General features: G+C 68.0%; 23 protein-coding genes. 17 read left to right on the top strand and 6 right to left on the bottom strand.

All coding sequences use genetic code 11. The features are described from left to right. The first annotated feature begins 255 nt into the window (after positions 1 to 255). From RMCN_RS20260 to RMCN_RS20240, 5 genes are all read left to right on the top strand, one after another. Positions 256 to 1,203 (top strand): hypothetical protein, encoded by a 948-nt coding sequence (locus RMCN_RS20260; protein WP_409366063.1) that lies wholly within the window; start codon positions 256 to 258, stop codon positions 1,201 to 1,203. Beyond that, positions 1,200 to 2,705: a hypothetical protein gene (locus RMCN_RS20255; protein WP_067392907.1), complete on the top strand. Its 1,506-nt coding sequence runs from the start codon at positions 1,200 to 1,202 to the stop codon at positions 2,703 to 2,705. Before RMCN_RS20260 ends, RMCN_RS20255 begins: the two co-directional genes overlap by 4 nt. A 211-nt stretch (positions 2,706 to 2,916) precedes the next feature. Then, on the top strand, positions 2,917 to 4,740 hold the full coding sequence (locus RMCN_RS20250; RefSeq protein ID WP_064413840.1) for a phosphoenolpyruvate carboxykinase (GTP): 1,824 nt from the start codon (positions 2,917 to 2,919) through the stop codon (positions 4,738 to 4,740). Positions 4,741 to 4,954: 214 nt separating this feature from the next. Then, a complete protein-coding gene (fadD4, locus tag RMCN_RS20245) occupies positions 4,955 to 6,481 on the top strand; it encodes a fatty-acid--CoA ligase FadD4 (RefSeq protein ID WP_067392904.1) in 1,527 nt (508 codons plus the stop codon). Continuing rightward, positions 6,478 to 7,362, top strand: coding sequence for an enoyl-CoA hydratase/isomerase family protein (locus RMCN_RS20240; protein WP_067392901.1), 885 nt, complete (start codon positions 6,478 to 6,480; stop codon positions 7,360 to 7,362). The genes fadD4 and RMCN_RS20240 overlap by 4 nt, the downstream gene beginning before the upstream one ends. A gap of 50 nt (positions 7,363 to 7,412) precedes the next feature. On the opposite strand, the gene RMCN_RS20235 is transcribed toward RMCN_RS20240, so the two are convergent. Further along, positions 7,413 to 8,150 (bottom strand): GntR family transcriptional regulator, encoded by a 738-nt coding sequence (locus tag RMCN_RS20235; protein ID WP_067392898.1) that lies wholly within the window; start codon positions 8,148 to 8,150, stop codon positions 7,413 to 7,415. Positions 8,151 to 8,153: 3 nt separating this feature from the next. Beyond that, positions 8,154 to 9,302 (bottom strand): acyl-CoA dehydrogenase family protein, encoded by a 1,149-nt coding sequence (locus RMCN_RS20230; protein WP_067392895.1) that lies wholly within the window; start codon positions 9,300 to 9,302, stop codon positions 8,154 to 8,156. A gap of 31 nt (positions 9,303 to 9,333) precedes the next feature. Here RMCN_RS20230 and RMCN_RS20225 point away from each other — a divergent pair, with 31 nt between their 5' ends. From RMCN_RS20225 to RMCN_RS20215, 3 genes are all read left to right on the top strand, one after another. Then, positions 9,334 to 10,326 carry a MaoC family dehydratase gene (locus RMCN_RS20225; protein ID WP_067392892.1) on the top strand — a complete coding sequence of 331 codons (993 nt, stop codon included), beginning with the start codon at positions 9,334 to 9,336 and terminating at the stop codon, positions 10,324 to 10,326. A gap of 65 nt (positions 10,327 to 10,391) precedes the next feature. After that, positions 10,392 to 11,498, top strand: a complete 1,107-nt coding sequence (locus RMCN_RS20220; RefSeq protein WP_067392889.1) for a CoA transferase — start codon at positions 10,392 to 10,394, stop codon at positions 11,496 to 11,498. Continuing rightward, positions 11,492 to 12,796 (top strand): amidohydrolase family protein, encoded by a 1,305-nt coding sequence (locus RMCN_RS20215; protein WP_067392886.1) that lies wholly within the window; start codon positions 11,492 to 11,494, stop codon positions 12,794 to 12,796. The genes RMCN_RS20220 and RMCN_RS20215 overlap by 7 nt, the downstream gene beginning before the upstream one ends. A 1-nt stretch (position 12,797) precedes the next feature. Here the strand turns inward: RMCN_RS20215 and RMCN_RS20210 are convergent, their stop codons facing one another. Further along, a complete protein-coding gene (locus tag RMCN_RS20210; protein WP_067392885.1) occupies positions 12,798 to 13,700 on the bottom strand; it encodes an alpha/beta hydrolase in 903 nt (300 codons plus the stop codon). 99 nt (positions 13,701 to 13,799) lie between these two features. Between RMCN_RS20210 and RMCN_RS20205 the strand changes: the two genes are divergently transcribed. From RMCN_RS20205 to RMCN_RS20190, 4 genes are read left to right on the top strand one after another with little or no spacing between them, the layout of a single operon-like run. Continuing rightward, positions 13,800 to 14,288 (top strand): hemerythrin domain-containing protein, encoded by a 489-nt coding sequence (locus RMCN_RS20205; protein ID WP_067392882.1) that lies wholly within the window; start codon positions 13,800 to 13,802, stop codon positions 14,286 to 14,288. Between the two features lie 42 nt (positions 14,289 to 14,330). Beyond that, the gene (locus tag RMCN_RS20200) at positions 14,331 to 14,522 is read left to right on the top strand and encodes a ferredoxin (protein WP_064413849.1); all 192 of its coding nucleotides are present in this window, start codon (positions 14,331 to 14,333) and stop codon (positions 14,520 to 14,522) included. Positions 14,523 to 14,566: 44 nt separating this feature from the next. Next, positions 14,567 to 15,205, top strand: coding sequence for a helix-turn-helix transcriptional regulator (locus RMCN_RS20195; protein ID WP_064413850.1), 639 nt, complete (start codon positions 14,567 to 14,569; stop codon positions 15,203 to 15,205). Next, entirely contained in the window at positions 15,202 to 15,636 is a 435-nt protein-coding gene (locus tag RMCN_RS20190) for a hypothetical protein (protein ID WP_067392879.1), read from the top strand. The genes RMCN_RS20195 and RMCN_RS20190 overlap by 4 nt, the downstream gene beginning before the upstream one ends. Here RMCN_RS20190 and RMCN_RS20185 read toward each other — a convergent pair whose 3' ends face one another. Continuing rightward, on the bottom strand, positions 15,637 to 17,805 hold the full coding sequence (locus RMCN_RS20185) for an acyl-CoA dehydrogenase family protein (RefSeq protein WP_067392876.1): 2,169 nt from the start codon (positions 17,803 to 17,805) through the stop codon (positions 15,637 to 15,639). It lies immediately after the preceding gene. A 150-nt stretch (positions 17,806 to 17,955) separates the two neighbouring features. Between RMCN_RS20185 and RMCN_RS20180 the strand changes: the two genes are divergently transcribed. Both RMCN_RS20180 and RMCN_RS20175 read left to right on the top strand, forming a co-directional pair. Further along, positions 17,956 to 19,179, top strand: a complete 1,224-nt coding sequence (locus RMCN_RS20180; RefSeq protein ID WP_067392873.1) for an alpha/beta hydrolase — start codon at positions 17,956 to 17,958, stop codon at positions 19,177 to 19,179. 26 nt (positions 19,180 to 19,205) lie between these two features. Further along, positions 19,206 to 20,624: a WS/DGAT/MGAT family O-acyltransferase gene (locus RMCN_RS20175; RefSeq protein WP_067392870.1), complete on the top strand. Its 1,419-nt coding sequence runs from the start codon at positions 19,206 to 19,208 to the stop codon at positions 20,622 to 20,624. 20 nt (positions 20,625 to 20,644) lie between these two features. Here the strand turns inward: RMCN_RS20175 and RMCN_RS20170 are convergent, their stop codons facing one another. Together RMCN_RS20170 and RMCN_RS20165 are read right to left on the bottom strand one after the other, a co-directional pair. Then, positions 20,645 to 21,925 (bottom strand): alpha/beta hydrolase, encoded by a 1,281-nt coding sequence (locus RMCN_RS20170; protein WP_064413855.1) that lies wholly within the window; start codon positions 21,923 to 21,925, stop codon positions 20,645 to 20,647. A 42-nt stretch (positions 21,926 to 21,967) separates the two neighbouring features. Beyond that, positions 21,968 to 22,777: a lysophospholipid acyltransferase family protein gene (locus RMCN_RS20165; protein ID WP_067392864.1), complete on the bottom strand. Its 810-nt coding sequence runs from the start codon at positions 22,775 to 22,777 to the stop codon at positions 21,968 to 21,970. A 109-nt stretch (positions 22,778 to 22,886) separates the two neighbouring features. Here RMCN_RS20165 and RMCN_RS20160 point away from each other — a divergent pair, with 109 nt between their 5' ends. From RMCN_RS20160 to RMCN_RS20150, 3 genes are all read left to right on the top strand, one after another. Continuing rightward, positions 22,887 to 24,095 (top strand): serine/threonine-protein kinase, encoded by a 1,209-nt coding sequence (locus tag RMCN_RS20160; protein WP_067392860.1) that lies wholly within the window; start codon positions 22,887 to 22,889, stop codon positions 24,093 to 24,095. Between the two features lie 113 nt (positions 24,096 to 24,208). Beyond that, positions 24,209 to 25,687 (top strand): protein kinase family protein, encoded by a 1,479-nt coding sequence (locus RMCN_RS20155; RefSeq protein ID WP_067392858.1) that lies wholly within the window; start codon positions 24,209 to 24,211, stop codon positions 25,685 to 25,687. 21 nt (positions 25,688 to 25,708) lie between these two features. Next, entirely contained in the window at positions 25,709 to 26,491 is a 783-nt protein-coding gene (locus RMCN_RS20150; protein WP_067392857.1) for a crotonase/enoyl-CoA hydratase family protein, read from the top strand. The last annotated feature ends 24 nt before the right edge of the window (positions 26,492 to 26,515 follow it).

The raw sequence follows: 26,515 nt of genomic DNA, 5'->3' as shown, positions 1-26,515 counted from the left end.
CCTCCGACAAGCTGGATTGCTACGCCTTGCTCACACGGCCAGAAAGTGCCAGACCCAGGCGACATCAGAGAAGCAAGGCCAACCGCGGGGTGACGTGTACCGGGCAGGGGCCATACCGGCGGCTTATCCCCAAGTTCAAGCACGGCCGCTCCCACGACGCCGTCCGAGGTGTCACGATCGTCGAAGGCGGGCCGGGGGTGCTGTTCACCCGCGCCCACGACAGGGGAAGGTCACCAGATTTTCGTCGACACGTTGCTGCAAATCTGTGAAGACCGCCGCGATCCGCGGCTGACGGCGATCGCCAGGCGCCTCTGCGCGCCGACGCGGGTCGCGGTGCGGGGCCGCGAGGGCGTGGGCCGCGCGACCGTGGCCGCCGCGTTGACGGCCGCGGGCGTGGTCGTGTCATCCGACGGCGCCGATGTCGGCGTGCTGGTGATCGCCGAGGCGCTCAAACCCGAGGACCGGACACTTCTCGAGGAGACCGGGGGACCTGCCGTCGTCGTCATGAACAAGGCCGACCTCGCTGGCTTCGGCGCGGCAGGGCCGATGGCGCACGCCTATCACCGAGCCGCCCGGTGTCGGGCCCTGACCGGGCTGCCGACGGTGCCGATGGTCGCGCTGCTCGCCGACGTGAACCTGACCGGCGAGTTGCTCGATGCGCTGGCGACTCTGCTCACCGAACCCGCCGACCTGTCGTCGACCGACGCGTTCGTGGAGGCGCCGCACCGGCTGCCGCGGGAGGTGCGCGAGCGGTTGCTCGCTGCGCTGGACAGGTTCGGCATCGCGCACGCGGTGCTCGCGCTGAGCCGCGGCGCGAGCCTCGAATCGTTGCCGAACCACCTGCGCAAGCTCAGCCAGGTCGACCGGGTCGTGGAGTACGTCGCTGCGGAGGGGGCGCCGCTGCGGTACCGGAGGCTGCGCACCGCGGTGACCCAGTTACGCGCGCTCGCAACGCAATCCGACGATTCGCGGCTGGCCGACCTGTTGGTGACCGATGATGCCGTCCTCGCGGTGATGACGGCGGCAGTCGATGTCGTCGAGGCCGCGGGGGCGAGCGTCGACCGGGGCGACGACGCGGATTCGCATCTGCGCCGGGCCGTGCAGTGGCGGCGATACGGCAACGGCCCGGTCAACGCGCTGCACCGCGCCTGCGCCGCGGACATCAGCCGAGGTTCGCTTCGCCTGTTGGGACGGTCCCGATGACGGCCGACGTGACGAGCGCCGATCAACTCGCGTCGGCCGATGCGGTGGTCGCGGCCGTCGAACCGGGGTTGGCCCCGCCGGCGGTGCGCCCCCGGGATGTCGTGCTGGTGACGGGGCCCTGGCTGGCGGGTACGACGAGCGTGGCGGCGGCGCTGCGGGAGCGGATGCCCGAGCACACCTTCGTCGAGGCGGAGGATCTCGGGCAGGCCGAAGCCCCCGCAGCTGTGGTGTTCGTCGTGTCGGCGGTGTCACCACTGGCCGAATCCGACTGTGAGCTGGTCGATTTGGTCTCGCGACATACCGACCTCGTGGTCGGTGTGGTGTCGAAAATCGACACCCACCGCAACTGGCGCGAGGTGCTGGCCGCCGATCGCGCCGCACTGGCCAACCGCTCGCCGCGGTACGCCAGCGTGCCGTGGGTGGGCGCGGCCGCCGCGCCGGATCTGGGGGAGCCGCGGGTCGACGAACTCGTGGGCCTGCTGCGGCAGCGGCTGGCCGACCCTGAGCTGGAACGACGAAACCGCCTGCGGGCGTGGGAGACTCGGCTCGAATCGATGGCACGCCAGTACCGCGCCGACGGTGACGGCGCCCATCGACGCGCCCGCGTGGCGGCGTTGCACGAGAGTCGTGACGACATCGTGCGGACTCGCCGGGTGTCGAAGTCCGAACGCAGCATCGCCCTGCGCACCCAGATTCAGCAGGCCCGCGTTCAGTTGGGATATCTCGCGCGTAACCGCTGCACCGCGGTGCGGGCCGAACTCGCCGAGGACGCGTCGGCGCTGGGCCGCAGGGCCCTCGGTGACTTCGAGTCGCGGGTGCGCCGGCGACTCGGCGAGGTCGTCGAGGAGGTCGACCAGGGTGTCACCGCGCATTTGGCCGAGGTGGCGGCTCACGTCGGATTGACCGCTCCGACAGTGTCCGACGCGCCGACGGTCCCCGAGATCGTCCCGCCGCGGTTGAAGTCGCGGCGGCTGGAGAGGCAGCTGACGATGATCCTCGGCGCCGGCTTCGGTCTGGGCGTGGCGCTGGCCGTCACCCGTTTGTTCACCGGACTGGCGCCCGGTCTGACCGTCGCCGGTCTAATGGCCGGGGGTCTGGTGGGGCTGGTGTTGACCGTGTGGGTGGTCGGCATTCGTGGGGTGCTGCAGGACAGGGCGATGCTGGACCGCTGGCTCACCGACGTCACCGCCGCGGTCAAGGCCGCGCTCGACGAACGTGTGGCGACGCGGGTGCTGGCCGCCGAGAGTGCGCTGGCGTCGGAGTTGGCCGCCCGGGACGAACGCGAGGCCGCCAGCGCCGCGGAACGGATCACCGCGATCGATGCCGAACTGCGCCAGCACGCGCTCGAGACCGCACGAGCCGCCGCCGAACGCGACCGCAGGCTGCCGTCGCTGCAGCGCGCGCTGGACGCCGTACGCGCGGAGTTGTACGGGCGTGTGGATTCGCCGAGGGTCTCCGCGGACGACCCTCAGCCGACCGAGGGCGATCGCTTTCCGGGTTGACACGCGTCAAGTCACGGCGTTCGATCGGGAAAAGACCTGTGAAACAGCTATCTGAATCGTTCCTGTGAGTGATCGGACACACTCCCGATTCACCGCGGGCTTCTCACCCGCGATAACCTCGGTATAGGGAGACCGCAGCGCTGCCTGTCCCTGTCTGGGTGGCGCACACGGAGCCTTGGGTCCTGGCAGCAACAGACACAGGAGATTTTTCATGACCGCAGCGACCATCCCGGGTTTGGACACCGCACCGACGAAGCACAAGGGTCTGCTCGCTTGGGTTCAAGAGGTCGCCGAGCTGACGCAGCCCGACCGCGTGGTTTTCACCGACGGATCTGACGAAGAGAACGCCCGGCTGTGCGAGCAGCTGGTGGCGGCGGGCACCTTCACCAAGCTCGACGAGAAGAAGAAGCCGAACTCGTACCTCGCGCTGTCCGACCCGTCCGACGTGGCCCGTGTGGAGTCACGCACCTTCATCTGCACCGAGAAAGAGATCGACGCCGGCCCGACCAACAACTGGATGGATCCGTCGGAGATGCGCGGCATCATGACGGACCTCTACCGCGGGTGTATGCGCGGCCGCACCATGTACGTGGTGCCCTTCTGCATGGGCCCGCTGGGCGCCGAGGACCCGAAGCTGGGCGTCGAGATCACCGACTCCGAGTACGTCGTCGTGTCGATGCGGACGATGACCCGCATGGGCAAGGCCGCGCTCGACAAGATGGGCACCGACGGTTTCTTCGTCAAGGCGCTGCACTCGATCGGCGCGCCACTGGAGCCCGGCCAGAAGGACGTGCCCTGGCCGTGCAACGACACGAAGTACATCACCCACTTCCCGGAGACCCGCGAGATCTGGAGCTTCGGCTCCGGTTACGGCGGCAACGCGCTGCTGGGCAAGAAGTGCTACTCGCTGCGCATCGCCTCGGCGATGGCGCACGACGAGGGCTGGCTCGCCGAGCACATGCTGATCCTCAAGCTGATCTCCCCGGAGAACAAGGCCTACTTCGTCGCCGCGGCGTTCCCGTCGGCGTGCGGTAAGACCAACCTCGCGATGCTGCAGCCCACGATTCCGGGCTGGCGCGCCGAGACCATCGGCGACGACATCGCCTGGATGCGCTTCGGCAAGGACGGACGCCTGTACGCCGTCAACCCCGAGTTCGGCTTCTTCGGCGTCGCGCCGGGCACCAACTGGTCGTCGAACCCGAACGCGATGAAGACCATCGAGGCCGGCAACACGGTGTTCACCAACGTCGCGCTGACCAGTGACAACGACGTGTGGTGGGAGGGCCTCGAGGGCGAGCCGCAGAACCTCACCGATTGGAAGGGCCGCGAGTGGACGCCGGACTCGGAGGAGAAGGCCGCGCATCCGAACTCGCGCTACTGCACCCCGATGTCGCAGTGCCCCACGCTCGCGCCCGAGTGGGACGACCCGCAGGGTGTGCCGATTTCGGCGATCCTGTTCGGCGCCCGCCGCAAGACGACGGTGCCGCTGGTGACACAGGCCCGCGACTGGCAGCACGGCGTGTTCATCGGTGCCACGATGGGCTCCGAGCAGACCGCTGCCGCCGAAGGCAAGGTCGGCACCGTCCGCCGCGACCCGATGGCCATGCTGCCGTTCCTGGGTTACAACGTCGGTGACTACTTCGCGCACTGGATCGACATCGGCAAGCAGTCCGACGAGTCGAAGATGCCGAAGATCTTCTTTGTTAACTGGTTCCGCCGCGGCGACGACGGCCGCTTCCTGTGGCCGGGCTTCGGTGAGAACAGCCGCGTGATGAAGTGGATCATCGACCGCATCGAGCAGAAGGCCGGCGGCCGCACCACACCGATCGGCACCGTGCCCACGGCCGAGGATCTCGACCTGAACGGGTTGGATGTCGATGCCGCCGACGTGAACGCCGCGCTCGAGGTGAACGTCGACGAGTGGCGCCAGGAGCTGCCGCTCATCGAGGAGTGGTTCGAGTTCGTCGGCGAGAAGCTGCCGACCGGTATCAAGGACGAGTTCGACGCGCTCAAGCACCGCCTCGACGCCGAATAACCCCGCGAGCGTGCGTGTTTGCACACAACACGCCGCGCAAATACGACACTTTGAGCACGCTCACCGCACTGTGAGCGTGCTCAAGTGTCGTCGGGGGCTCTCGGACCGTTGGAACCCGGTTCACTCGCCGTGATGCGGGACCTCGCGAGCACGCCGGCATCGGAAACCGACACCACTTGACACCTGTCAACTCGGCGCATCGTAGAGTCAGCCCATGCAGATCCGCGAACATGCCGAGGCCACGCCCGACAAGCCCGCCGTCATCATGCATCCCAGTGGCATCACGGTGACGTTCGCCGAGCTCGAGGCGCGCGCCAACCGGTTGGCCCACCACTTCCGGCAGGCGGGACTGGTCGAAGGGGACACCGTCGCCGTCCTGATGGAGAACAACGAACACCTGCACGTCGTGATGTGGGCGGCCCGGCGCAGCGGCCTGTACTACGCGGTGATCAACACGCACCTGACCGCAGCCGAAGCGGCCTACATCGTCGACAACAGCGGCGCCAAGGCGATCATCGGATCACAGGCGATGCGTAAGGTTTGCGAGGAGCTGGCGGAGCACCTGCCCAACGGACTGCCCGATCTGCTGCTTCTCGCCGACGACGACCTCGATGGCTGGCAGCGTTACCCGCAGTGCGTTGCGGATCATCCGGAAACCCCCATCCCCGACGAGATCGAGGGTGACCTACTGCAGTACTCGTCCGGAACCACCGGACGCCCCAAAGGGATTCGCCGCGAGTTGCCCCATGTTTCCCCCGCGCAGGCCGGCAACATGCTGTCCGCCCTGCTGATGGCCATCCAAATGGACAGTGATTCGGTGTATCTCAGCCCGGCGCCGCTGTACCACACCGCGCCGTGTATGTGGACGATGTCCGCGCAGGCCATGGGGGCCAACACGGTGATCATGGGGAAGTTCGAGCCCGAGGAGGCGCTGATAGCCATCCAGAAGTACGGGGTCACCAGCGGGCAGTTCGTGCCCGCGATGTTCGTCCGAATGCTCAAACTCCCGGCTGATATCCGCGAATCGTATGACCTCTCGTCGATCCGCCGAGTCGTGCATGCCGCCGCGCCCTGTCCGGTCGACATCAAGAAGCAGATGATCGACTGGTGGGGTCCGGTCATCGACGAGTACTACTCGTCCTCCGAGGGTGCGGGCATCACCTTCATCACCGCCGAGGACTGGCTCAACCACCCGGGCTCGGTGGGCAAGCCGCTGCTGGGTGAGGCGCATGTGCTCGGTGAGGACGGCGAGGAACTGCCGCCGGGACAGCCCGGGCAGATCTACTTCGACATGGGCCCAATGAGTTTCGTCTACCACAACGATCCGGTGAAGACGGCCGAGTCGCGTGAGAGGCACGGGTGGGTAACGGTCGGCGACGTGGGCTATCTCGACGAGGACGGCTACATGTTCCTCACGGACCGCAAACACCACATGATCATTTCCGGTGGGGTGAACATCTATCCGCAGGAAGCCGAGAACCTATTGATCACCCATCCGAAGGTGTTGGACGCAGCGGTGTTTGGAGTGGACGACGAAGAGATGGGCCAGCGCGTGAAGGGTGTGGTGCAGACCGTCGACCCCGCAGACGCGACCGACGAGTTCGCCGAGGAACTGCTCGAGTGGCTGCGGGAACGCCTGGCCCACTACAAGTGTCCGCGGTCGATCTCGTTCGAGGCACAACTGCCCCGTACGGAGACCGGTAAGATGCTCAAGCAGGAGCTGGTCAAGAAGTACTCGTGACCCACGTCGAATTGCCCTCGGGCATCATCGTGGCGATCGAATCGCCCACCGATGAAGCCACATTCACCCTGTCCGAACATGACTCCGACGACCGTCGGGTCATCACGGTCGCGTCTGTGGCCGATGCCCTCGCCGAAGTGACGCAGCGGTGCACCCAGTGGCCGCATGCCGCGGGCATCTGCGACGACGTCCTTCGCGCCGTCGACCCCACCGCCCCCACCGTCGCCGGCGTCATCACCGAATCGCTGGCGTATTCCACGCTGCAGTCGGGGCCGGAGTTCGCACGCTGGCTCGAGGAGCGCGGACCCTCGCAGGTTCCCGAGATCCCCGATCCCGTTGTGGCCGAACGTATCGACGATACCGTCCATGTGCGGTTCAACCGGGTGCGGCGGCACAACGCGTTCTCCACCGACGCCCGCGGCGCACTTCTGGAGGCGCTGGAGGTCGCGCGGGTCGACCCGTCGGTCACCGAGGTGATCCTGTCCGGCAACGGGCCGTCGTTCTGCAGCGGCGGTGATCTCGCCGAGTTCGGTAGCTTCGTCGATCCCGCAAGCGCACATTTTGCCCGCACCCGCTACAGCCCCGCGCTGGTGCTGGCCGAGTTGACTGACCGCCTCGGCAAGCGCTGCCGTGCGCGGGTTTACGGTCAAGTACTCGGCAGCGGATTGGAGATGGCGGCGTTCTGCGGGCACATCGAGTCGAGCCCGAACGCCGTCTTCGGGCTGCCGGAGCTGACTCTCGGGCTGATCCCCGGTGCCGGCGGCACGGTGAGCATCACCCGTCGGATCGGCCGCTGGCGCACGGCCTATCTGGTGTTGTCGGGCCGCACCATCGATCCGCCGACGGCGCTGCGGTGGGGGCTGATCGACGCCATCGTGTGATTTCGGTGCTGAAACGATCGCTGCGCGACTGTTAGGACACCGAAGTCACGTCAACCCGAGCGGCGCAACGTCACCCGGTAGGTGTACTGCTCGGGCAGGAAATGGCTGACCGACAGTTCGACCGGCCGGCGTTCTGCATCCGAGTACAACCGGTCGACACGCAGCATCGGATGACCGGGTTCGCACCGCACCGCGTCCGCGACCTCACCATCGGCGGGGGCGACCGTGATCGATTGTGCGGCCTCGACAATCGGTGCACTCAGATGCGGCTCGAGCAGTCCGATGACGGTTTGGGTGCCGACCGCCCCGTCGGTCAACTCCGGTGAGTCCGCCACCGCCGCTGCCACCGTCGGCGCCAGATGCACCGTGGTCAGCACGAACGGCACCCCGGGGTCGGTGCCGTGCAACCGCCGAAACACCACCGTGTACACGATGTCGTCGTCGAGTCGCAACCTGCTGGCGGCTTCGACGTCGACCCGGCGCCGCAGTCCGCCCAGCACCTCCATCGTGGTGTCGTCGGACAGGCTCATCAGGTCGTCGATCGAGCCGAACTGGCGCAGATAGCGCCGCCCCGAACCGCTGGCGTACGTACCGCGGCCCGGCACCCGGTACACCACACCCTCGGCCACCAGGTCCTGGAACGCCCGGCGCACGGTCTGGCGCGACAGACCATGCGCGGCAACGAGTTCCGATTCCGTCGGAAGCCTGGCCCCGTCGCGGTAACGGCCGGCCGCGATCTGCTCGCGCAACTGGTCGCGCAGGGTCTGGTACGCCGGCGCGGACCTCATCGCCTACAGGCCACCTCGTGACACCAACTGCGAGGCGATCACGTTGCGCTGGATCTCGTTGGTGCCCTCGCCGACGATCATCAACGGCGCGTCGCGGAAATACCTTTCGACGTCGTACTCCGTGGAATAGCCGTACCCGCCGTGGATGCGGACCGCGTTGAGCGCGATCTCCATCGCGACCTCGGAGGCGAACAACTTCGCCATCCCGGCCTCCATATCGCAGCGCTCGCCGCTGTCGTAGCGCTCGGCGGCGTAGCGCGTCAACTGGCGGGCGGCGGTGAGCTTGGTGGCCATGTCGGCCAGGTAGTTGCCGATCGACTGGTGCTTCCAGATCGGCTGCCCGAAGCTCTCGCGCTCCTGCGCGTACCGAAGCGCATCCTCCAACGCGGCCGTCGCCACGCCGAGCGCCCGCGATGCGACCTGGATACGGCCCGTCTCAAGGCCTTTCATCATCTGGGCGAAGCCCTTACCCGGTTCGCCGCCGAGGATCGCCGACGCGGGCACGCGGCAGTCCTCGAATACCAACTCACACGATTCGACGCCCTTGTACCCGAGCTTGGGCAGATCACGCGACACCGACAGCCCCGTCATGCCCTGCTCGACGAGCACCACCGAGATTCCCTTGTGGCGCGGAGTCGCGGCCGGATCGGTCTTGCACAACAGCGCGATCAGACCGGATCGCCGCGCATTCGAAATCCAGGTCTTCACCCCGTTGATGGTCAGGCCGTCGCCTTCGGACGGCAGCGCCGTCGTCGACATGTTCTGCAGATCCGAACCACCGCCGGGTTCGGTCAGCGCCATCGTCGCGCGGATCTCGCCCGTCGCCATCGCAGGCAGATAGCGGCGCTTCTGCTCCTCGGTGCCGAACAGCACCAGGAGCTTGGCGACGACGGTGTGCCCGCCCATCGCCCCGGCCAGGCTCATCCAGCCTCGGGACAGCTCCTGGGTCACCTCGACGTAGCAGGGCATCGACACCGGCGAACCGCCGTATTCCTCGGGGATTGCCAGACCGTATATGCCGATCTGCTTCATCTGCTCGATCCACGCCTCGGGGTATTCGTTGGCGTGTTCGACGTCGCGTACTCGCGGTTTGACCTCGCGGTCGATGAAGGCCCGCACGGTGGCGACCAGCATCGTCTCTTCCTCGTTCATGTACGGCCATATTGACACTTTGTGCGGCCCAATGCCAGAGTGGGCATCCGTGAGCGGCCCGTACTTCGACGATCTGCACGTCGGACAGGTTTTCGACACCGCGCCGCCGATGACGTTGACCTCGGGTGCGGCCGCCGTACACCAGTCGATCGTGGGGGACCGGCTACGCCTTGCGCTCGACGGCGAGCTGGCGACCGCGGTCACCGGTGCGACCGGTCCGCTGGCGCATCCGGCCCTGGTCTGCGACGTGGCGATCGGTCAGACCACCCTGGCCACCCAGCGGGTGAAGGCCAACCTGTTCTACCGCGGCCTGGTGTTTCACCGGTTCCCCGTCATCGGTGACACCCTGTTCACCCGCACCGAAGTGGTCGGGCTCAAGGAGAACTCCACCAAGCCCGGCAGGGCGCGGACCGGATTGGCCGCACTGCGGATGACCACCGTCGACGACCTCGGCCGCCTGGTGCTCGACTTTCACCGCTGCGCGATGCTGCCGCTGCGCGACAGCGCCGGCGACACCGGGCACGCCGACGACCTGTCGACGATCGGCGCCGAGACCCCGCCCGTACCCGATCCGACCGCGGACTGGGACGCCGAGGCGTACCGCGCGAAGGTGCCGGGGGCCCACTTCGCCCCGGGACTCGCGGGAACGGTGCTGCACAGCTCCGCCGACGTGGTGAGCAGCGCACCCGAGCTCGCCCGGTTGACGTTGAACATCGCTGCGACACACCACGACTGGCGGGTCAACAACCGGCGGCTGGTCTACGGCGGCCACACCATCGGGCTGGCGCTGGCCCAGGTGACGCGGGTGTTGCCCAACTTGGTGACCGTCCTCGGTTGGCAGTCCTGCGACCACACCGGGCCGGTGTACGAAGGGGACACGCTCTACAGCGAGGTGCACATCGAGAAGGCCGAGCCGCTTGCGGACGGTCGCGGCGGCCTTCTGACGGTGCGCTCGCTGGTGTACGCGGTCGATGAGCAGGACCGCAGCGTGCTTGATTGGCGCTTCACCGCCCTGCAATTCTGAGCCGCTCCCACCCCGGGCGGCGCACGCGTGCGAAGTAAGCCGACAATGGGCGCGTGACGTCGACGATGTTGACTGTCCCCACCGCCGTGCTCGACCGGGCCGGGCGGGTCGCTGACGCCTTCGAAACCTTCACCGGCGTGCGGGTCGACGCCGCCGAGTTGATCGGCGGGCGAGCCGCGCTGCTGGGCCGCTCGCCGGCCGGGCAAGTGTCGGCGGGCGGCGCAACGCGCCTGATGCGCAGCCGTGACGGCTGGTGTGCCCTCACGTTGGCGAGACCCGACGACATCGCCGCGGTTCCGGCGCTGATCTCGGCCGATGAGGTCGACGATCCGTGGGCGGCCGTGCAGGGCTGGGTCGCCGAAAACGACTGTGCCGACATGACGGAGCGCGCCCGGTTGCTCGGCCTGCCGGCCGCGGGCCTCGCCGAGACCCCTGCCGAGGCCCCGCGGGTGTACCCGTTCGGCGCGGCCACCGCGACGCGGGGTCCAGAGAGCCTCCTGGTCGCGGACCTCTCGGCGCTGTGGGCAGGACCGCTGTGTGGACGGTTGCTCGCGTCGGCGGGCGCGACCGTCGTCAAGGTCGAGAGCGCCGCACGGCCCGACGGTGCCCGCCACGGGCCGCAATCGTTCTTCGACTGGATGAATGCCGGAAAGCTGTCCTACAGCGTCGATTTCGATGAGCCCTCAGGTCTGCGTACGTTGCTGGCCGCCGCGGACGTCGTGATCGAGTCGTCGCGGCCCGCGGCGTTGGTTCGCCGCGGTCTCGCCCCGACCGACGTGACGCCGCGAGACGGCCGAGTGTGGCTGCGGGTCACCGGTCACGGTACGGACGGTGGCCGCGAGAACTGGGTCGCGTTCGGCGATGACGCCGCCGTGTCGGGCGGCCTGGCCGGGGGCGAGCCCGACGAGCCGGAGTTCTGCGGCGATGCGATCGCCGACCCGTTGACCGGTCTCGAGGCGGCGCTGGCCGTCGCGCAGTCGTTGCGCAGCGGGGGAGGCGAACTGATCGAGATGTCGATGGCCGCCGTCGCCGCCACCTACGCGCAGTTACCGCGGGACGACCAATCACCCTGTGCCGCTGCACCGCAACTGTCGGCCGCCGCGTCACCGCTGGGGGCGGACAATGAGGAAGTGGAGCAGCTGATCGAGCAGCGACGGCTCGCGACTTGCTGATCCAGCGGGCCACCCTGCTCGACGGCACCGCCGTCGACATCCGGGTCGCGGAACGCATCACCGCCGTCGAGCCGACGCTGACGCCTCTTCACGGCGAGCCGGTCTACGACGCCGCCGGTCGGACCGTCATACCGGGACTTCACGATCACCATGTCCACCTGCGGTCCGCCGCAGCGGCTTTGCGGTCGGTGCGGGTCGGCCCGGCCGAGGTGCGCAACCGGGCGCAGCTGGCCCGCGCGCTGGCGAACGCGGACCCCGGCCCCGACGGCTGGGTACGGGCCGTGGGTTATCACGAGGCGGTGGCCGGCCACCTCGACCGCGCCGTGCTCGACGAGGTGGCGCCCACACTTCCGGTCCGGGTGCAATACCGCAGCGGGGTGCTGTGGACACTGAACTCGGCGGGACTGGCACACGTCGGAATGGCAGACCACCCCGACGGGCGCTTGCTCAGCGTCGACACCTCGTGGTCGGATGCCCTGCAGCGCAACGACACCGGACTGGGTGAGGTCAGCGAACGGCTCAGCGGTCTGGGCGTCACCGGCGTCACCGACGCCACCCCGGACCTCGAGATCGACGACATGGTCCGGCTTTTGGATACCCATCGCCGCGGCGAGCTGCAGCAGCGCGTGCTGTTCCTAGCGCCCGGTAAGCGAATCCTGCACGACACCGACCTCGACCTCGACGGTCTCACCTCGTGGATCGCCGGACGGCACGACGAGGGCGCACCGGTCGCCGTGCACTGTGTGACCGCAGCGCAGCTCATCGTCACTCTCGCCGCGCTGCAGGCGTCCGGAACGCATCCGGGGGACCGCATCGAGCATGCCTCCGTCGTTCCCGACGACGGCATCGCGTCCCTCGCCGCGAGCGGTGTCACCGTGGTGACGCAGCCGAACTTCGTCGTCGAGCGCGGCGATCAGTACCTCGATGACGTGCCCGCCGACCAACACCATGAATTGTGGCGCGTCACTTCGCTGTTGCGCGCCGGTGTGCCGGTCGCGCTGTCGACCGATATGCCGTTCGGCGAGGGTGACCCGTGGGCGACGATGCGTGCCGCGGTGCGACGGGTGACCGGCAGCGGCGCGGTGCTCGGTGCGGACGAACGCATCACCGCGCCCGAAGCGCTGGCCATGTTCTTCGGTACCGGGGATGATCCGGTGCGGCGCCGAACTGTCGCGCCCGGGGAGCCAGGCGATCTGGTGGTGCTCGAGCCGTCCCCCGACGATGTGTTCGGGACGCTGGCGTCGGATATGGTCGCCGCCACCGTGATCGCGGGCGAGGTGGTGTTCGAGCGCGGGTGACTCAAGCGGCCGCCGGCGCCAACGCTCGCTGCAGCATCGCGCACTGGCTGTCGAAGAACCGTTGTGAAACAGAGGCTTTCGGGACGATGCCGTCGAATCCGTGGAACGCGCCCTCGACGATCTCGACGTCGCACGGCACACCTGCGGCCTTGAGTCGTTCGGCGTACTCGAGATCCTCGTCGTGGAAGAGGTCCAGCGTTCCGACCCCGATCCAGGCCGGTGGCAACCCGGCCAGGTCGTTGCGGCGAGCCGGCACGGCCACGGCGGGATCGGCGCCGCCGAGATAGGCCGACCAACCGAACTTGTTACTCGACTTGTTCCACAGGCGAAGCCCGGGGTTGTCCAGTTCGCGGCGATCGACGGTGCGGTCGTCGAGCATCGGGTAGACCAGCAGTTGGGCTGAGGGTGTGACTTCGCCGCGGTCGCGCGCCAGCAGCGCCAGTTGGGCGGCCAATCCGCCTCCGGCGCTGGCGCCTCCGATCGCGACACGGCCTGAGTCCACGGACGGCAACGCCGTCAACCACTTCAGCGCCGCATAGCAGTCCTCCAGCGCGGCCGGGTACGCGTGTTCGGGCGCCAACCGGTAGTCGACGGAGGCCACCGTGACGCCCAGGCGCCTCGCGAACCGGCGGCACAGTTCGTTGTCCTGGCCGGGATGGCCGATGAGATAGCCCCCGCCGTGAATCCACAGCAGCGCGGGCCCAATTCCCGTACCTCCGGGCGGCCGGTACAGCCAGACGTCGACTCCCGACGGCAGGGTCAGCGCCTCGACATCGCGTGGCACCCGGCGCCACATGCGCCGGGTGACCATGCGCACGATCGGCAGCGTCGCGGGGGTGATCACCTGCTTGGGGGCGAGGCGGGCAGCGCGGCGCAGGTCGGGATGGAAGTCGGTGAACGGCATCCGACCAGTATTACGTCACCGGCGCCAAGCGGCGTGCCATATTGTTTATACAAACGGGCTTGTATAAACTAACGGCAGCTCGTGGTAGGAGAACCCGTGATGCACAGATCAGCCGCCTATGTCGCACTGGAGCATGAACACCACGAGATCGACCGCGCAATGGAAGGCTTTCTGGAAAAGCTCCGCGCCGGCATCCTCGAACCCGAAGCGCTCACCCCGGCACTCGAAAAGCTGCGCCGCCACATCTACCTCGAAGAGGTCATCGTGTTCCCGCCGATCCGTGAGGCCGGGATGGTGATGCCGATCTTCGTGATGATGCGTGAACACGGCCAAATATGGCGAGCCATGGACACATTGGACGATCTGCTCGCAGCGTCTGACACCGACAGGATCGAGGCGGCCTGCTGCATGCTGCTCGATCAGTTGCACGAGCACAATTCCAAAGAGGAACCAATTGTCTACCCGCACATCGACACTGATCTCAGTGCGCATACGCGCGCGGAATTGACTCGGTTATCCGAGACGGGCCTCGTTCCGGAGGGATGGGTCTGCAGGCACGCCCGTGGTGTGGGCGCGATTCCCCGGTAAGGCCGATGAGAACTGAACCGCTGATCAAATCAAGGAGGCGTCATGCGCGTTGTAGTGGACCGCGATCGGTGTGAGGGCAATGCGTTCTGCGTGAAGTATGCGCCCGAGGTTTTCGAACTCGATGACGACGACTACGCGGTGGTGATCGCGGACCCGGTGCCGCCCGAGTTCGAGGCGCACGCGGCCAGGGCCGTCGACGAATGCCCGCGCGCGGCGATCACCCGCCAGGACTAGGCTTCGCGCCGGTGTTCGGACGTCTGTGAGAACTCGGAGGGTCGATGACACGACGCGATGAGGTACTGACGGCGCTAAGGGCTGCGGGGACGCCCTTGAGCGTCCTCGACGTGGCCGAGCGGTTGTCGATCCATCCCAACACCGCGCGCTTTCATCTGGAGGCGTTGCTCGAGCGCGGGCGGGTCGAGATGATCAAGCCCAGCCGCACGAAACCGGGTCGGCCCCCGCTGATGTTCCGTGCGACAACGGGTATGGACCCGGACGGCCCCCGCGACTACCGGGTGCTTGCCGGGGTGCTCGCCGATGCCTTGGCGCGCCAGCGCGACCCGCAACGACGTGCGGTCGCTGCCGGCCGCGCTTGGGCGAAGAAAGAGGCCGACGGCGCCGAACAGCCGATTGACCGGGATCAGGCCTTCGAGCGCCTCACGAACCTCCTCGACGCAATGGGATTCGCCCCGCAAGAGCGCTCGCGCAACGATGATCTCGATGAGATCGGGTTGCACAATTGCCCGTTTCTCGAGCTGGCGGACACCCGCCGCGACATCATCTGTCCCGTGCATCTCGGTCTCATGCAGGGCGCGTTGACCGCTTGGGACGCGCCGATCACCGTGGACGCGTTGACCCCCTTCGCAGAGCCAGGGCTCTGTATCGCACATATGGCGCCGAGGAGGCGAGTTCAATGACAGTCGCACAGGCCGTCTCGATCGCGGTCACCTTTGTCTGGTTGGGCATGGTGCTCGCCATCTCGTTCATCGAGGCCCCGCTGAAGTTTCGGGCCCCGGGGGTGTCCATGCAGATCGGGCTCGGCATCGGCCGGTTGGTGTTCCGCGCACTCAACAGCATCGAGGCCGCGCTGGCTGTGGTCCTGGTCATCGCCGTGGCGATTGCGCGGCCGTCAGGGGTTGCTGTCATCGCGGTCGGTGTCGTCGTCGTGGCGTTGGCCGCTCAACTGGTCGCGGTCCGTCCGGCGCTGAACCGCCGCTCGGATGTCGTGCTGGCCACCCCGCCGGGACAGGCGCCGACGGGCCGGTCACGCGCCCACTACGGTTACGTCGCGCTCGAGCTCGTCAAGGTGGTCGCGCTGATCGTCGGCGGAATCACGTTGCTGGCCTGACTATTTCAGCAACGGGTCGCGCGGCAGTCCGAGGATGCGCTCGGCGATCGTGTTGCGGGTGATCTCGGAGGTGCCGCCGGCGATCGTCATCGCCCGGTTACCGAGATAGGCCAGCGTCAACGTCGGGGTCTGTCCGACGACGGCCGCGGAACCGGCCAACTCCATCGCCAGTTCGGTCATCCGCTGCCCGGATTCGGCGACCAGGAGCTTGGTGACGTTGCCCTCGGGCCCGGGTTCCGAACCCGCGATCGCGCGGGTCACCCGCCGCAGGTTCAACAACCGCAACGTGTGCGTCTCGGCGATCACCTCGCCGGCCCGCCGCAGGTACGTCGCCCGGGTCTCGGCCGAGGCGTTGTCGAGCAACTTGACCAGATCGGCCGCGGTGAACCCGGTCGTGCCACCCGAACCGCCGCCGATCGAGATGCGCTCATTGCCCAGCGTCGCGCGGGCCACCAGCCAACCCTTGTTCACATCCCCGACGACGTCGGCGTCCGGGACGAAGACGTCGTCGAAGAACACCTCGTTGAAGTGCGCATGGCCGGTCAGCCCGCGAAGCGGATTCACCGTCACACCAGGGGCTTTCATGTCGATGGCCATCATCGTCACGCCCGCGTGCTTGGGTGCGTCCGGGTCGGTGCGCACGGTGGCAAGACCCCACTGGCACTGGTGGGCCAGACTGGTCCACACCTTCTGGCCGGTCACGCGCCAGCCGCCGTCGACCTTTTTCGCCGATGTGCGCACGGCCGCGGCATCGGAACCCGCGCCGGGTTCGGAGAACAGCTGACACCACATCACCTCGCCGCGCAGCACGGGTTCGACCCAACGCTCCCGCTGGTCGTCGGTTCCCGCCTGGGCGATGGTCAGCGTGACCCAGCCGGTGATGCCCAGGTCGGGCCGCTCGACGTCGGCGAACTCCTCTTCGATGACCAGCTGCTCGAGCACCTCCGCGGCGCGTCCCCACGGTGTGGGCCAGTGCGGCACCAGATAGCCGGAGTCGACGAGGAAGTCGCGTTGTTGGTCGGCGGGCAGGGAGCGCAGCTTCGCGACCGCTTCGCGCGCCTGTTCGCGGAACTGCTCGGCTTCCGGCGGCAGGGTGAACGTCGCACCACGCGCCTGGCCGCTGCGCTGCGCTTCGACGACATCGAGCAGCGGATCGCCGGCCTCGGCCATCAGCGCCGCGAGCGTTCTCGCGCGTCGCAGATACAGGTGGGAATCGTGTTCCCAGGTGAAGCCGATCCCGCCGTGTAGCTGAATGTTGGTCTGCGCGTTGAAGATCTGTGTTCGGATGGCGTGCGCCGCTGCGACCGCGGCGGCGAACGACGCACTGTCCAGGTCATCGGCGCGGGCGGCATCCCATGTCGCGGCCGTTGTCACCTCGGCGTTGACGAGCATGTTGGCCGCGTGGTGCTTGACGGCCTGAAATGTCCCGATCGTCCGGCCGAACTGCTCACGGACCTTGGCGTATTCGACGGCCATCTCCATGCTGGCCCAGCTCACGCCGACGGCCTCGGCCGATGCGAGGATACGAAAGACCGTGTGCACCTTACGGGCTGCGCCGCGAAGCAGACGCTCCTCGGCGACCGTCACACCGCTCAACGTGACCTTGCCGAGGCTGCGCGAGGTGTCCATCGACTCGAGCGGGATGATCGTGACGCCCTCGGCCGCGGAATCGATGACGACGACGTCGTCACCCGCGACCACGACCAGCAGGTTCGCGTCGGGAGCGCCCAGCACCGCGGGGCTCTCACCGGTCACGACCAGATCGGATCCGATTGTCACGCTGCCCGAGACCGCGAGCGCACCGACGGTGCTGCCGTCGGCCAGACCTGGAAGCAGTTGCGCGCGAAGTGAATCGGATGCACACCGGTCGATCACGACGGCCGCCGCCACGGTGGGCAGAAACGGCCCGGGGCACAGTTCGCGTCCCTGGGCTTCGAGCACCACCGCCAGCTCCGCGAGCCCGAAACCGGACCCGCCGTACTCTTCGGCGACCGCCAGGCCGGTCCATCCCAGGCCCGCCGCGGCCGACCAGATCTCGGCGGGGTGCGACGAGCCGCCCTCCAGCGTCGAGCGGGCTGCCGCCCGGCTGTTGACACGGTTGAGCTGGCCGAACGCCGCATCGGCGAGGTCGACGTGCTCTTCGGTGATGGCAAGCGCTGACTTACTCACGTGGGAGTCCTCTTCGAAGTTGACGGTCGGCAAGTCACGCTAAACCATCTGCGCAGGTCACGGTATAGGCCTCCGACATCCCGAAATGTGAACGGTAGACACTTCAAGAAGTTGTCTTGTCCGTACGGACCGCCGAGGTACAGTCGCGCAATGACGGTGCGACCGGATGCCCGGTACCCAGGTCCGACCTTCTGGACACGCGCGCGGTGGTTGCTGAACGCCGGCCCCTCCGACTACATGCTGGCGATGAGCGTGGCCTCGGCTTCGCTGCCCGTCATCGGAAAGCACCTGGAGCCGTTGGGCACCCTGGCCGCGGTGACCGCCTGGGGCTCCCGCCACGCGCCGGACTTTCTGGGCTCGACGGTGAAGTCGTGGTTTAGCCCGGGCGACGCCGAGCAAAAAGAGGCCGAGCGCAACAGCACCAACGCCGTCACCCAAGCCGCGCTGCGCGGCGTCGTCAACGCCAAGGACCTCGCGATCGAGTGGCCCGCGCCCGAGTCGGTGCCGCCGTTGTGGAAGCTGCGCGAGCACCGGCGCAACGTCTATCGCACGTCGGTGCAGTACGGGCCGCGGCCTTCGCAATTGCTCGACGTGTGGCGGCCCAAGGAGTTACCCGCCGAGCCCGCTCCGGTGCTGATCTTCGTACCGGGCGGCGCATGGGTCCACGGCAAGCGCATCCTGCAGGGTTACGCGTTGATGTCACACCTCGCCGAGAAGGGCTGGGTCTGCCTGTCCATCGACTACCGCGTGGCGCCACACCACCGGTGGCCGGCGCATATCCACGACGTGAAGACCGCGATCGCGTGGGCGCGCGCGAACGTCGACAAGTTCGGCGGCGACCGCGACTTCGTGGCGATCGCGGGCACCTCGGCGGGCGGGCACCTGGCGGCGCTCGCGGGCCTGACACCCAACGATCCCGAGCTGCAGGCCGATCTGCCCGACGATTCGGACACGTCCGTCGACGCGGTGGTCCCGATCTACGGACGCTACTGCTGGGAGGATCGCTCGACCGTCGAACGCGTGCGGTTCATCGACTTCCTGGAACGCGTCGTCGTCGGACACAAGGTGGCCCGAGATCCCGGTGTCTATCGCAAGGCGTCCCCGATCGCGCAGGCGCATCCCGACGCACCGCCGTTCCTGATCGTGCACGGCACCGGCGACAGTGTCATCCCGGTGGCGCAGGCCCGTGCGTTCGTCGAACGGCTGCGGGCGGTGTCGCGGTCCGTGGTGAGTTACATCGAACTGCCCGGCGCCGGGCATGCGTTCGATATGACCGACGGCGCCCGTACCGGATCTGCCACGACGGCAATAGGATTGTTTCTGAACCAGATTCACCGGAACCGGGCGCTGGTCGGGGCCAAAGAGGTTATATAGGCTCCTCCGGAGGGAGGGGTGGCGACGTGAAGAGGCTCAGCGGCTGGGACGCGATCCTGCTGTATTCCGAGACCCCCACGGTGCATATGCACACCCTCAAGCTGGCGGTGATCGACCTTTCCGAGCTGGGTGATCGCCCCTTCGGCGTCGACGAGTTCCGCCGCGTCATCCACCGGCGGCTCTACAAACTCGACCCGTTCCGCTACGAGCTCGTCGACATTCCGTTCAAGTTCCATCACCCGATGTGGCGGGAGAACTGCGAGGTGGACCTCGAGTACCACGTGCGGCCCTGGCGGGTGGACAGTCCCGGCGGGCGCCGCCAGCTCGACGAAGCGATCGGCCAGATCGCCAGCACACCGCTGGACCGGAGCCGGCCGTTGTGGGAGATGTATTTCATCGAGGGCCTGGCCAACGGACGCATCGCGGTGCTCGGCAAGATCCACCACGCCCTGGCCGACGGGGTCGCCTCGGCGAATCTGTTGGCCCGCGGTATGGATCTACAGCAAGGACCGCAGGCCGAGCGCGACTCGTACGCAACGGATCCACCGCCGGGGAGGGCGGAGTTGGTGCGGACCGCGTTCACCGACCACCTGCGTCAGATCGGCCGGCTGCCGGGTGTCATGCGCTATACGGCGCAGGGCATCCAACGGGTGCGCAAGAGCGCCAAGAAGCTCTCCCCCGAACTCACCCGGCCGTTCACCCCGCCACCGTCGTTCATGAACCACCGCGTCGACGCGCAACGCAAGTTCGCCACGGCCACCCTGTCGCTCGCCGACATCAAGGAGACGGCCAAGCATTTGGGCGTCACCGTCAACGACATGGTCCTCGCGATATCGGCGGGCGCGTTGCGCGAGCTGTCCCTGAAGTATGACGGGCACGCCGATCATCCTCTGTTGGCTTCCGTCCCAGTCAGTTTCGACTTTTCACCCGACCGGATCTCCGGCAACTACTTTTCCGGGGTCATGATGACCGTGCCCATTCAGCTCGAGGATCCGCTGCAGCGGGTGCAGGCGGCACACGACGCCGCGGTGGAGGCCAAGGAGACTCATCACCTGATGGGTCCGGAACTGGTGAGCCGGTGGTCGGCGTACTTCCCGCCGCGGCCGGCCGAGCGGCTGTTCCACTGGCTGGCCGAAAAGGACGGCCAGAACAAGGTATTGAACCTACCGATCTCCAACGTGCCCGGCCCCCGCCAACCGGGTCGGGTCGGCGGGGCGTTGGTCACCGAGATCTACTCCGTCGGCCCGCTCACCACCGGCAGCGGCCTCAACATCACGGTGTGGAGCTACGTCGACCAGCTCAACATCTCGGTGCTGTCCGACGGTGCGACACTCGACGACCCGCACGAGCTGACCGACGCGATGGTCGCCGCGTTCGTCGAAATACGCCGGGCGGCAGGGCTTTCCGATGAACTGACGGTGGTCGAGTCCGCGATGGCGCAATAGGACGGCTTGCGCTCAGACAGCTACGCGCCGGCCGATTTCGCCTGCGGCAACTGGCCGCTCGATCGTTGCCGCTGCGCGTGCACCCACGACAGAAACCGCTCGACCGCGGCAGCGGTGTAGTGCGCACGCGGTGAGCCGTAGAAGTCGAATGCGTGCTGAGCGTGCGGGATTTCGGCGTATGCGACGGTGGACGTCGACACCTTGCGCAGCGCCTCGACGAACTCGCGGCCCTCCTGCACCGGGATGATCGAGTCGTCCTGGCCGTGGAGCACGAAAAACGGTGGGGCGTCGGGACGTACGCGCATGATCGACGAGGCGTCGACGTACGTCTGCTTGTGCTCGGTGATGGGCTTCTTCACGACGAACTTCTGCAGGAAGGCGATGAACTCCTTGCGGCCCGAGCCCCGCGCCGACACCCAGTCGTAGCGGCCGTAGATCGGCACCGCGGCCGCCACGGACGTGTCGGCGTCCTCGAATCCCGGCTGCCACTGCGGATCATCCGGCGTGAGCGCGGCCAGCGAGGACAGGTGGCCGCCCGCGGAGCCACCCGTGATCGCGACGAAGTCGGGGTCCCCGCCGTAGTCGGCGATGTTCTCCTTGATCCACGCCAGGGCGCGTTTGACATCGATGATGTGTGCGGGCCAGGTGTTCCGCGGGCTCACCCGGTAGTCGATCGACACGCACACCCAGCCGCGCTCGGCCATGTAGCTGAGCAGGGGATAGGCCTGAGGTCTGCGCATACCGATGGCCCACGCACCGCCGGGCACCTGCAGCAGCACCGGCGCCTTGCCGTCGCGCGGCAGATCGGCGCGCCGCCAGATGTCGGCGCGGTTGACCCGGCCGTGGGGCCCGTACTGGACGGTGTTGGCCCGCTCGACGTAGCGGCGGCGCACCAATTCATTCGGCGGGATGCCGACGCCGGCGAGTCGGCTCCGCCGTGCGGGCTGCGACGACGAGGCCACCTGCTCGTAGTCGTCGCCGAGCGCCTCGCGCAGCGGTTCCTCGAAATACCGCTTCGACGTCACGTTGCGGTACATGATCAGACCGAGCAACGCCCATGCGATCGCGGTGAGCGCCAACGCGATACGGCCCTTCGCGCCGCGGAAGTCACCCCGCAGGCCGCGTCGCCCGGCGTCCAGCACCGACCCGGCCAGATACAGCGGCGCCGCCTCCGACGTCGGCCAGCCGAACGCGAAGACAGGCAGGGTGATGTAGCCCTCGCGACCGAGCGGTTGCACACCGTTGGCGGCATTGGCGAGTTCGGCCGCCGCGCGCAGCAGCGGAAAACGGCGTCTAGTCATCGAGGTCCGTCATAGCCCTCTGATGCCTGTCCGAAACAAGTCTCAGCCCAGGATCGGGAGGCGGCGCTCGGTGGCCAGCTCGTCGAGTGCCCGTTGCATCACCCGGCGCACATGAGCGTCGACCTCGTCGATGTCGGGGTCCTCGCCGAACTCGGCCACGATGTCGATCGGCGGCAGCACCTGCATGACGATCTTGGACGGCAACGGGATGTTGGGCGGCACGACCAGCGACAGGCCGAACGGGAACCCGAAGGAGACCGGCAGGATCTTCGTGCGGGCCAGGCGCGCGATCGGCCCGAGGCGCTCTGCCAGCCAGGTGCCACGCGACAGGAAGATCTGGGTCTCCTGGCCGCCGATGCCGACCGTCGGAACGATCGGCACACCGGCGTTGAGCGCGGCCTTCACATAGCCGGTCCGCCCGCCGAAGTCGATGACGTTCTCCGAGAACGTGGGCCGGTACACGTCGTAGTCACCGCCGGGGAACACCACGACCAGACCGCCGGAGCGCAGCGCACGGTCGGCATTCTCATGGTTGGCGCTGATGTAGCCGATCTTGCGGAAGAAGTCGCCGGTCGGCCCGACCATCAGCATGTCGTGGCTCAGCGTGTAGATGGGCCGGTCGTAACCGTGATGCTCGTAGAAGTCCGCGGCCAGGATCGGCACGTCCATCGGAAGCATGCCCCCGGAGTGGTTGGACACCAGCAGGGCGCCGCCCGCCGGAATGTTCTCGAGCCCCCGCACCTCAGAACGGAAGTAGCGCTTGAGGAAGGGACGGGTGACGGCGAAGAACCGTTCGGTCAGACCCGGGTCCCACTTGGTGAGCTGCGACGGCTCGGTGTCGGCGGTGGCCACCGGACCCCCTCTGATCGAAAACTGAAACGTGTTCTAGTTTAGCGGAGCGCCCCTGTCCAGCACAAACAGCGGGCGTTTGCCCTCAACTGGCTTCGGCTACCTTAACGGCATGGACGGCCGCGCCCTACTTGCGGACCGCTACGAATTGCGAGGTGTACTCGGTCGCGGCGGGATGGCCGAGGTCCACGACGGATGGGACACCCGTCTGCATCGGCCGGTGGCGATCAAGCTGCTGTATCCCGCCTTCGCCACCGACCCCGGCATGCGGCGACGGTTCGAGGAGGAGGCCCGCGCCGCCGCGGCACTGAACCACCCCAACATCGTGGCGGTGCACGACTCCGGCGAGCATGCCGGCAGCCCCTTCATCGTCATGGAGCGCCTGCCGGGACAGACACTTCAGGACGAGATCGCGATGGGGCCGATGCCGCCACCGCGTGTTCGCAAGGTGCTTGACGACGTGCTCGGCGCGCTGGCCTGCGCGCATACGGCGGGCATCGTCCACCGCGACATCAAACCGGGCAACGTGCTGATCAACCCGAACAGCGGTGCGATGAAGGTCGCCGACTTCGGCATCGCCAAGACCGCGGGTTCCGCGCTCACCGCCACCGGCCAGATCGTCGGCACGATGGCCTACATGAGCCCGGAGCGCGTCGCGGGCGCACCGGCCTCGGTGGTCGACGACCTCTACGCCGTCGGCGTGATGGGCTATGAGGCGTTGACGGGGCAGCGGCCGTTCCCGCAGGAGAATCCCGCCGCCCTGCTGCACGCCATCCTCGATGCACCGCCTCCTCCGATCAGCGCGGTACGACCCGACGTCGACCCGGCGTTGGCCGCGACGATTGACGGGGCCATGGCCCGTGACGCGAACCAGCGTTTCACCAGCGCCGAGCAGATGCGCGCAGCGCTGATGGGCGCCCCCTCCGCGCTGCCGACATCGGCACCCGCAGCGGCGCCACGACCCGCAACCAAGATCCTCGCCGAACCGCTCGCGCCCTCGGCCAACTACTTCGTCGCTCCGGCGCCGCGGCGGCGGCCGATGAGCCGCGAGCGCAAGCTGCTGTTGGCCGCCGCGGGGCTTGTCGCGGTCGTCGTGGCCGGCCTCGCGTTGGCGCTCGACCCGTCGTCGAGCACACCGCCGCCGCAACAGGTGTCCACCAGCACGCCGGCACAGCCGCCACCTCCGCCGCCGACCACCGCCGCGCCGCCACCGCCGAGCGCGGCCCCGATCGTCGAGCAACCCAAACCGCCCAAGCCGCCCAAGAAGGGCAACGGCAACGGCAACGGGCGCGGCAACGGCAACGGCAAGAAGGGCGACTGAGGCGTTTAGGCGCCGCACCCCGCGGCTATCCACCGTCGACAATCGGGCCGGCTCGCGTCCCCTCCGCACCGCAGCGGACGGGTGGACCGCGACCGTCGAGCAAGTTCGGAGCGATGGCGACACGTCACCAACGACTGATCCCGGGCATGGCGATCGGGGGCCGATACCGGCTGATCGCCCCGCACGGCGGCCGCGCGCTGCTGGAATTCTGGCAAGCGCTCGACATCGCGTCGGGCCAGCACGTCGCGCTGACCGTCGTCGACGTTGCGAACGAATTGCCCGACGAGTTCGTCCACGAGATCCTCGCGCGCACCATCCGGCTCCGAGGTCTCGACACAGCAGGCATCGCGCCGGTGCTCGATGTGCTGCACACGGGCGCCTTCGGGGTCGTGGTGTCCGACTGGCTTCCCGGAGCGAGCCTCCGCGAGGTCGCCGACGAGGGGCAGGCGCCCGACTCCGTGGCCGCCATGACACGAGCGCTGGCCGCGGCCGCCGAGGCGGCGCACCGCGCGGGTCTCGTGTTGTCGGTCGACGATCCCGCACGGTTGCGGGTGGGCGCCGACGGGCACGTGGCGCTGGCATTTCCGGCCGTCCTGCCCGACACCACCCCGCAGACGGATCTGCGTGGAATCGGCTGCGCCCTCTACGCGCTGCTCGTCGGCCACTGGCCGACCGAAGCCCAACCCGAGGAGCCGGCCGAAGTCGACCCGCGAATCCCCTTCCTGATCTCCACAACGACCTCGGCGCTCCTGCGGGACAACGGCGGAATCGGAAGCGCCGCAACGCTGCTCACCTTGCTGGAGCAGGCCGCGGCACCCGACGTCGAGTCGACTCACCGAGTGATGCCGCCCCTGCCGACGCCGAAGCCCGGACGATACGCCGAATTCCGTAACTTCGGACCCGAGGAACAAAAGGAGGTGGCCCGCCGCACCATCCTCCGCACGGGACTCGGTGCCGCCGCCGCCATCGTTGCGGTGGCGATCCTGGCGCTGGCCTCGTCACTCAACGGTCTGCTGGAAACCAAAGACGACGACGTCGCGATGGACGCGGACAAACTCGGGCTGGTACCGACGACCGCGGCGCCCCGACCTCCCGAACGGACCGAGACCGTGCGCGGGCTGGCTCCCGGGGATCGCATCCCGTTGGAGGCGGCGACGGTCTTCGCCCCCGACGGATCTCCGGACAGTCCCGACGATGCCGGTTTGGCGATCGACGCCAAGCCCGACACGGCCTGGTCGACCGACCGCTACTACGACGCTGACCCGTTCCCGAAGTTCAAACCCGGCGTGGGTCTGCTCATCTCATTGCGTGAGCCGACGCCGATCACCGCGGTCACCGTCGACCAGAACAGCGCCGGCTCGATGATTCAGGTGCGCGGCACCGACGTCCCCGGAGAACCCAAGGCACTGGCCGACACCTTCGAGCTCACACCCGCCACACCCGTGCAGCCCGGCGTGACGAGGATCCCCGTGACTGACCCACGGCCGGCCTCACGCGTGGTGGTGTGGATTACCAAGTTGGGCACCGCCGACGGGCAGAACCGGGCCGCCATCGCCGAGATCGGCGTGCACGCGGCCGCTGCGCCCGCATGACCGGGTCCGCGGGCCGTTACGATCAGCCGCGTGAGTGACAACACCGAACCAGTCGTGCTTGTCGAACAGCGCGACCGCATCCTGATCATCACCATCAACCGTCCGCAGGCCAAGAACGCGGTGAACGCCGACGTCAGCCGCGGCCTCGCCGACGCCATGGACCGACTCGACGGCGATGCCGGCCTGTCGGTGGGCATCCTGACCGGAGCCGGCGGCTCGTTCAGCGCGGGCATGGACCTCAAGGCGTTCGCGCGCGGCGAGAACGTGGCCATCGAGGGCCGCGGCCTGGGCTTCACCGAGCGCCCGCCCGCCAAGCCGCTCATCGCGGCAGTGGAGGGCTACTGCCTCGCGGGTGGCTGCGAGCTGGCGCTGGCCACCGACCTGATCGTGGCGTCGAAGGAATCCGCCTTCGGCATTCCCGAGGTCAAGCGCGGGCTGGTCGCCGGCGGCGGTGGACTGCTGCGGTTGCCGCAGCGGATTCCCTACGGCCTCGCAATGGAACTCGCGCTGACCGGTGAGAGTCTGTCCGCACAGCGCGCCCACGACCTCGGGATGGTCAACGTGCTCGCCGAACCGGGTCAGGCGTTGGAGGCGGCCGTCGCCTTCGCCGAGAAGATCACCGCCAACGGTCCGCTCGCGGTGGCGGCGACCAAGCGGATCATCGTCGAGTCGCGCGACTGGAACTCCGGCGAGATGTGGAAGAAGCAGGTCGAGATTTTCGGGCCCGTCTTCATGTCCAACGACGCCAAGGAAGGTGCGATCGCGTTCGCCGAGAAGCGGGCGCCGAAGTGGACGGGAACCTAACGGGTTTCATAACCGCCGCCCGGG

It is taken from the genome of Mycolicibacterium novocastrense (genome assembly GCF_001570485.1).
Lineage (GTDB): Bacteria > Actinomycetota > Actinomycetes > Mycobacteriales > Mycobacteriaceae > Mycobacterium > Mycobacterium novocastrense.
Note: the sequence above shows the minus strand (reverse complement) of the source record. Positions and strands in the feature narration are given on the sequence as shown.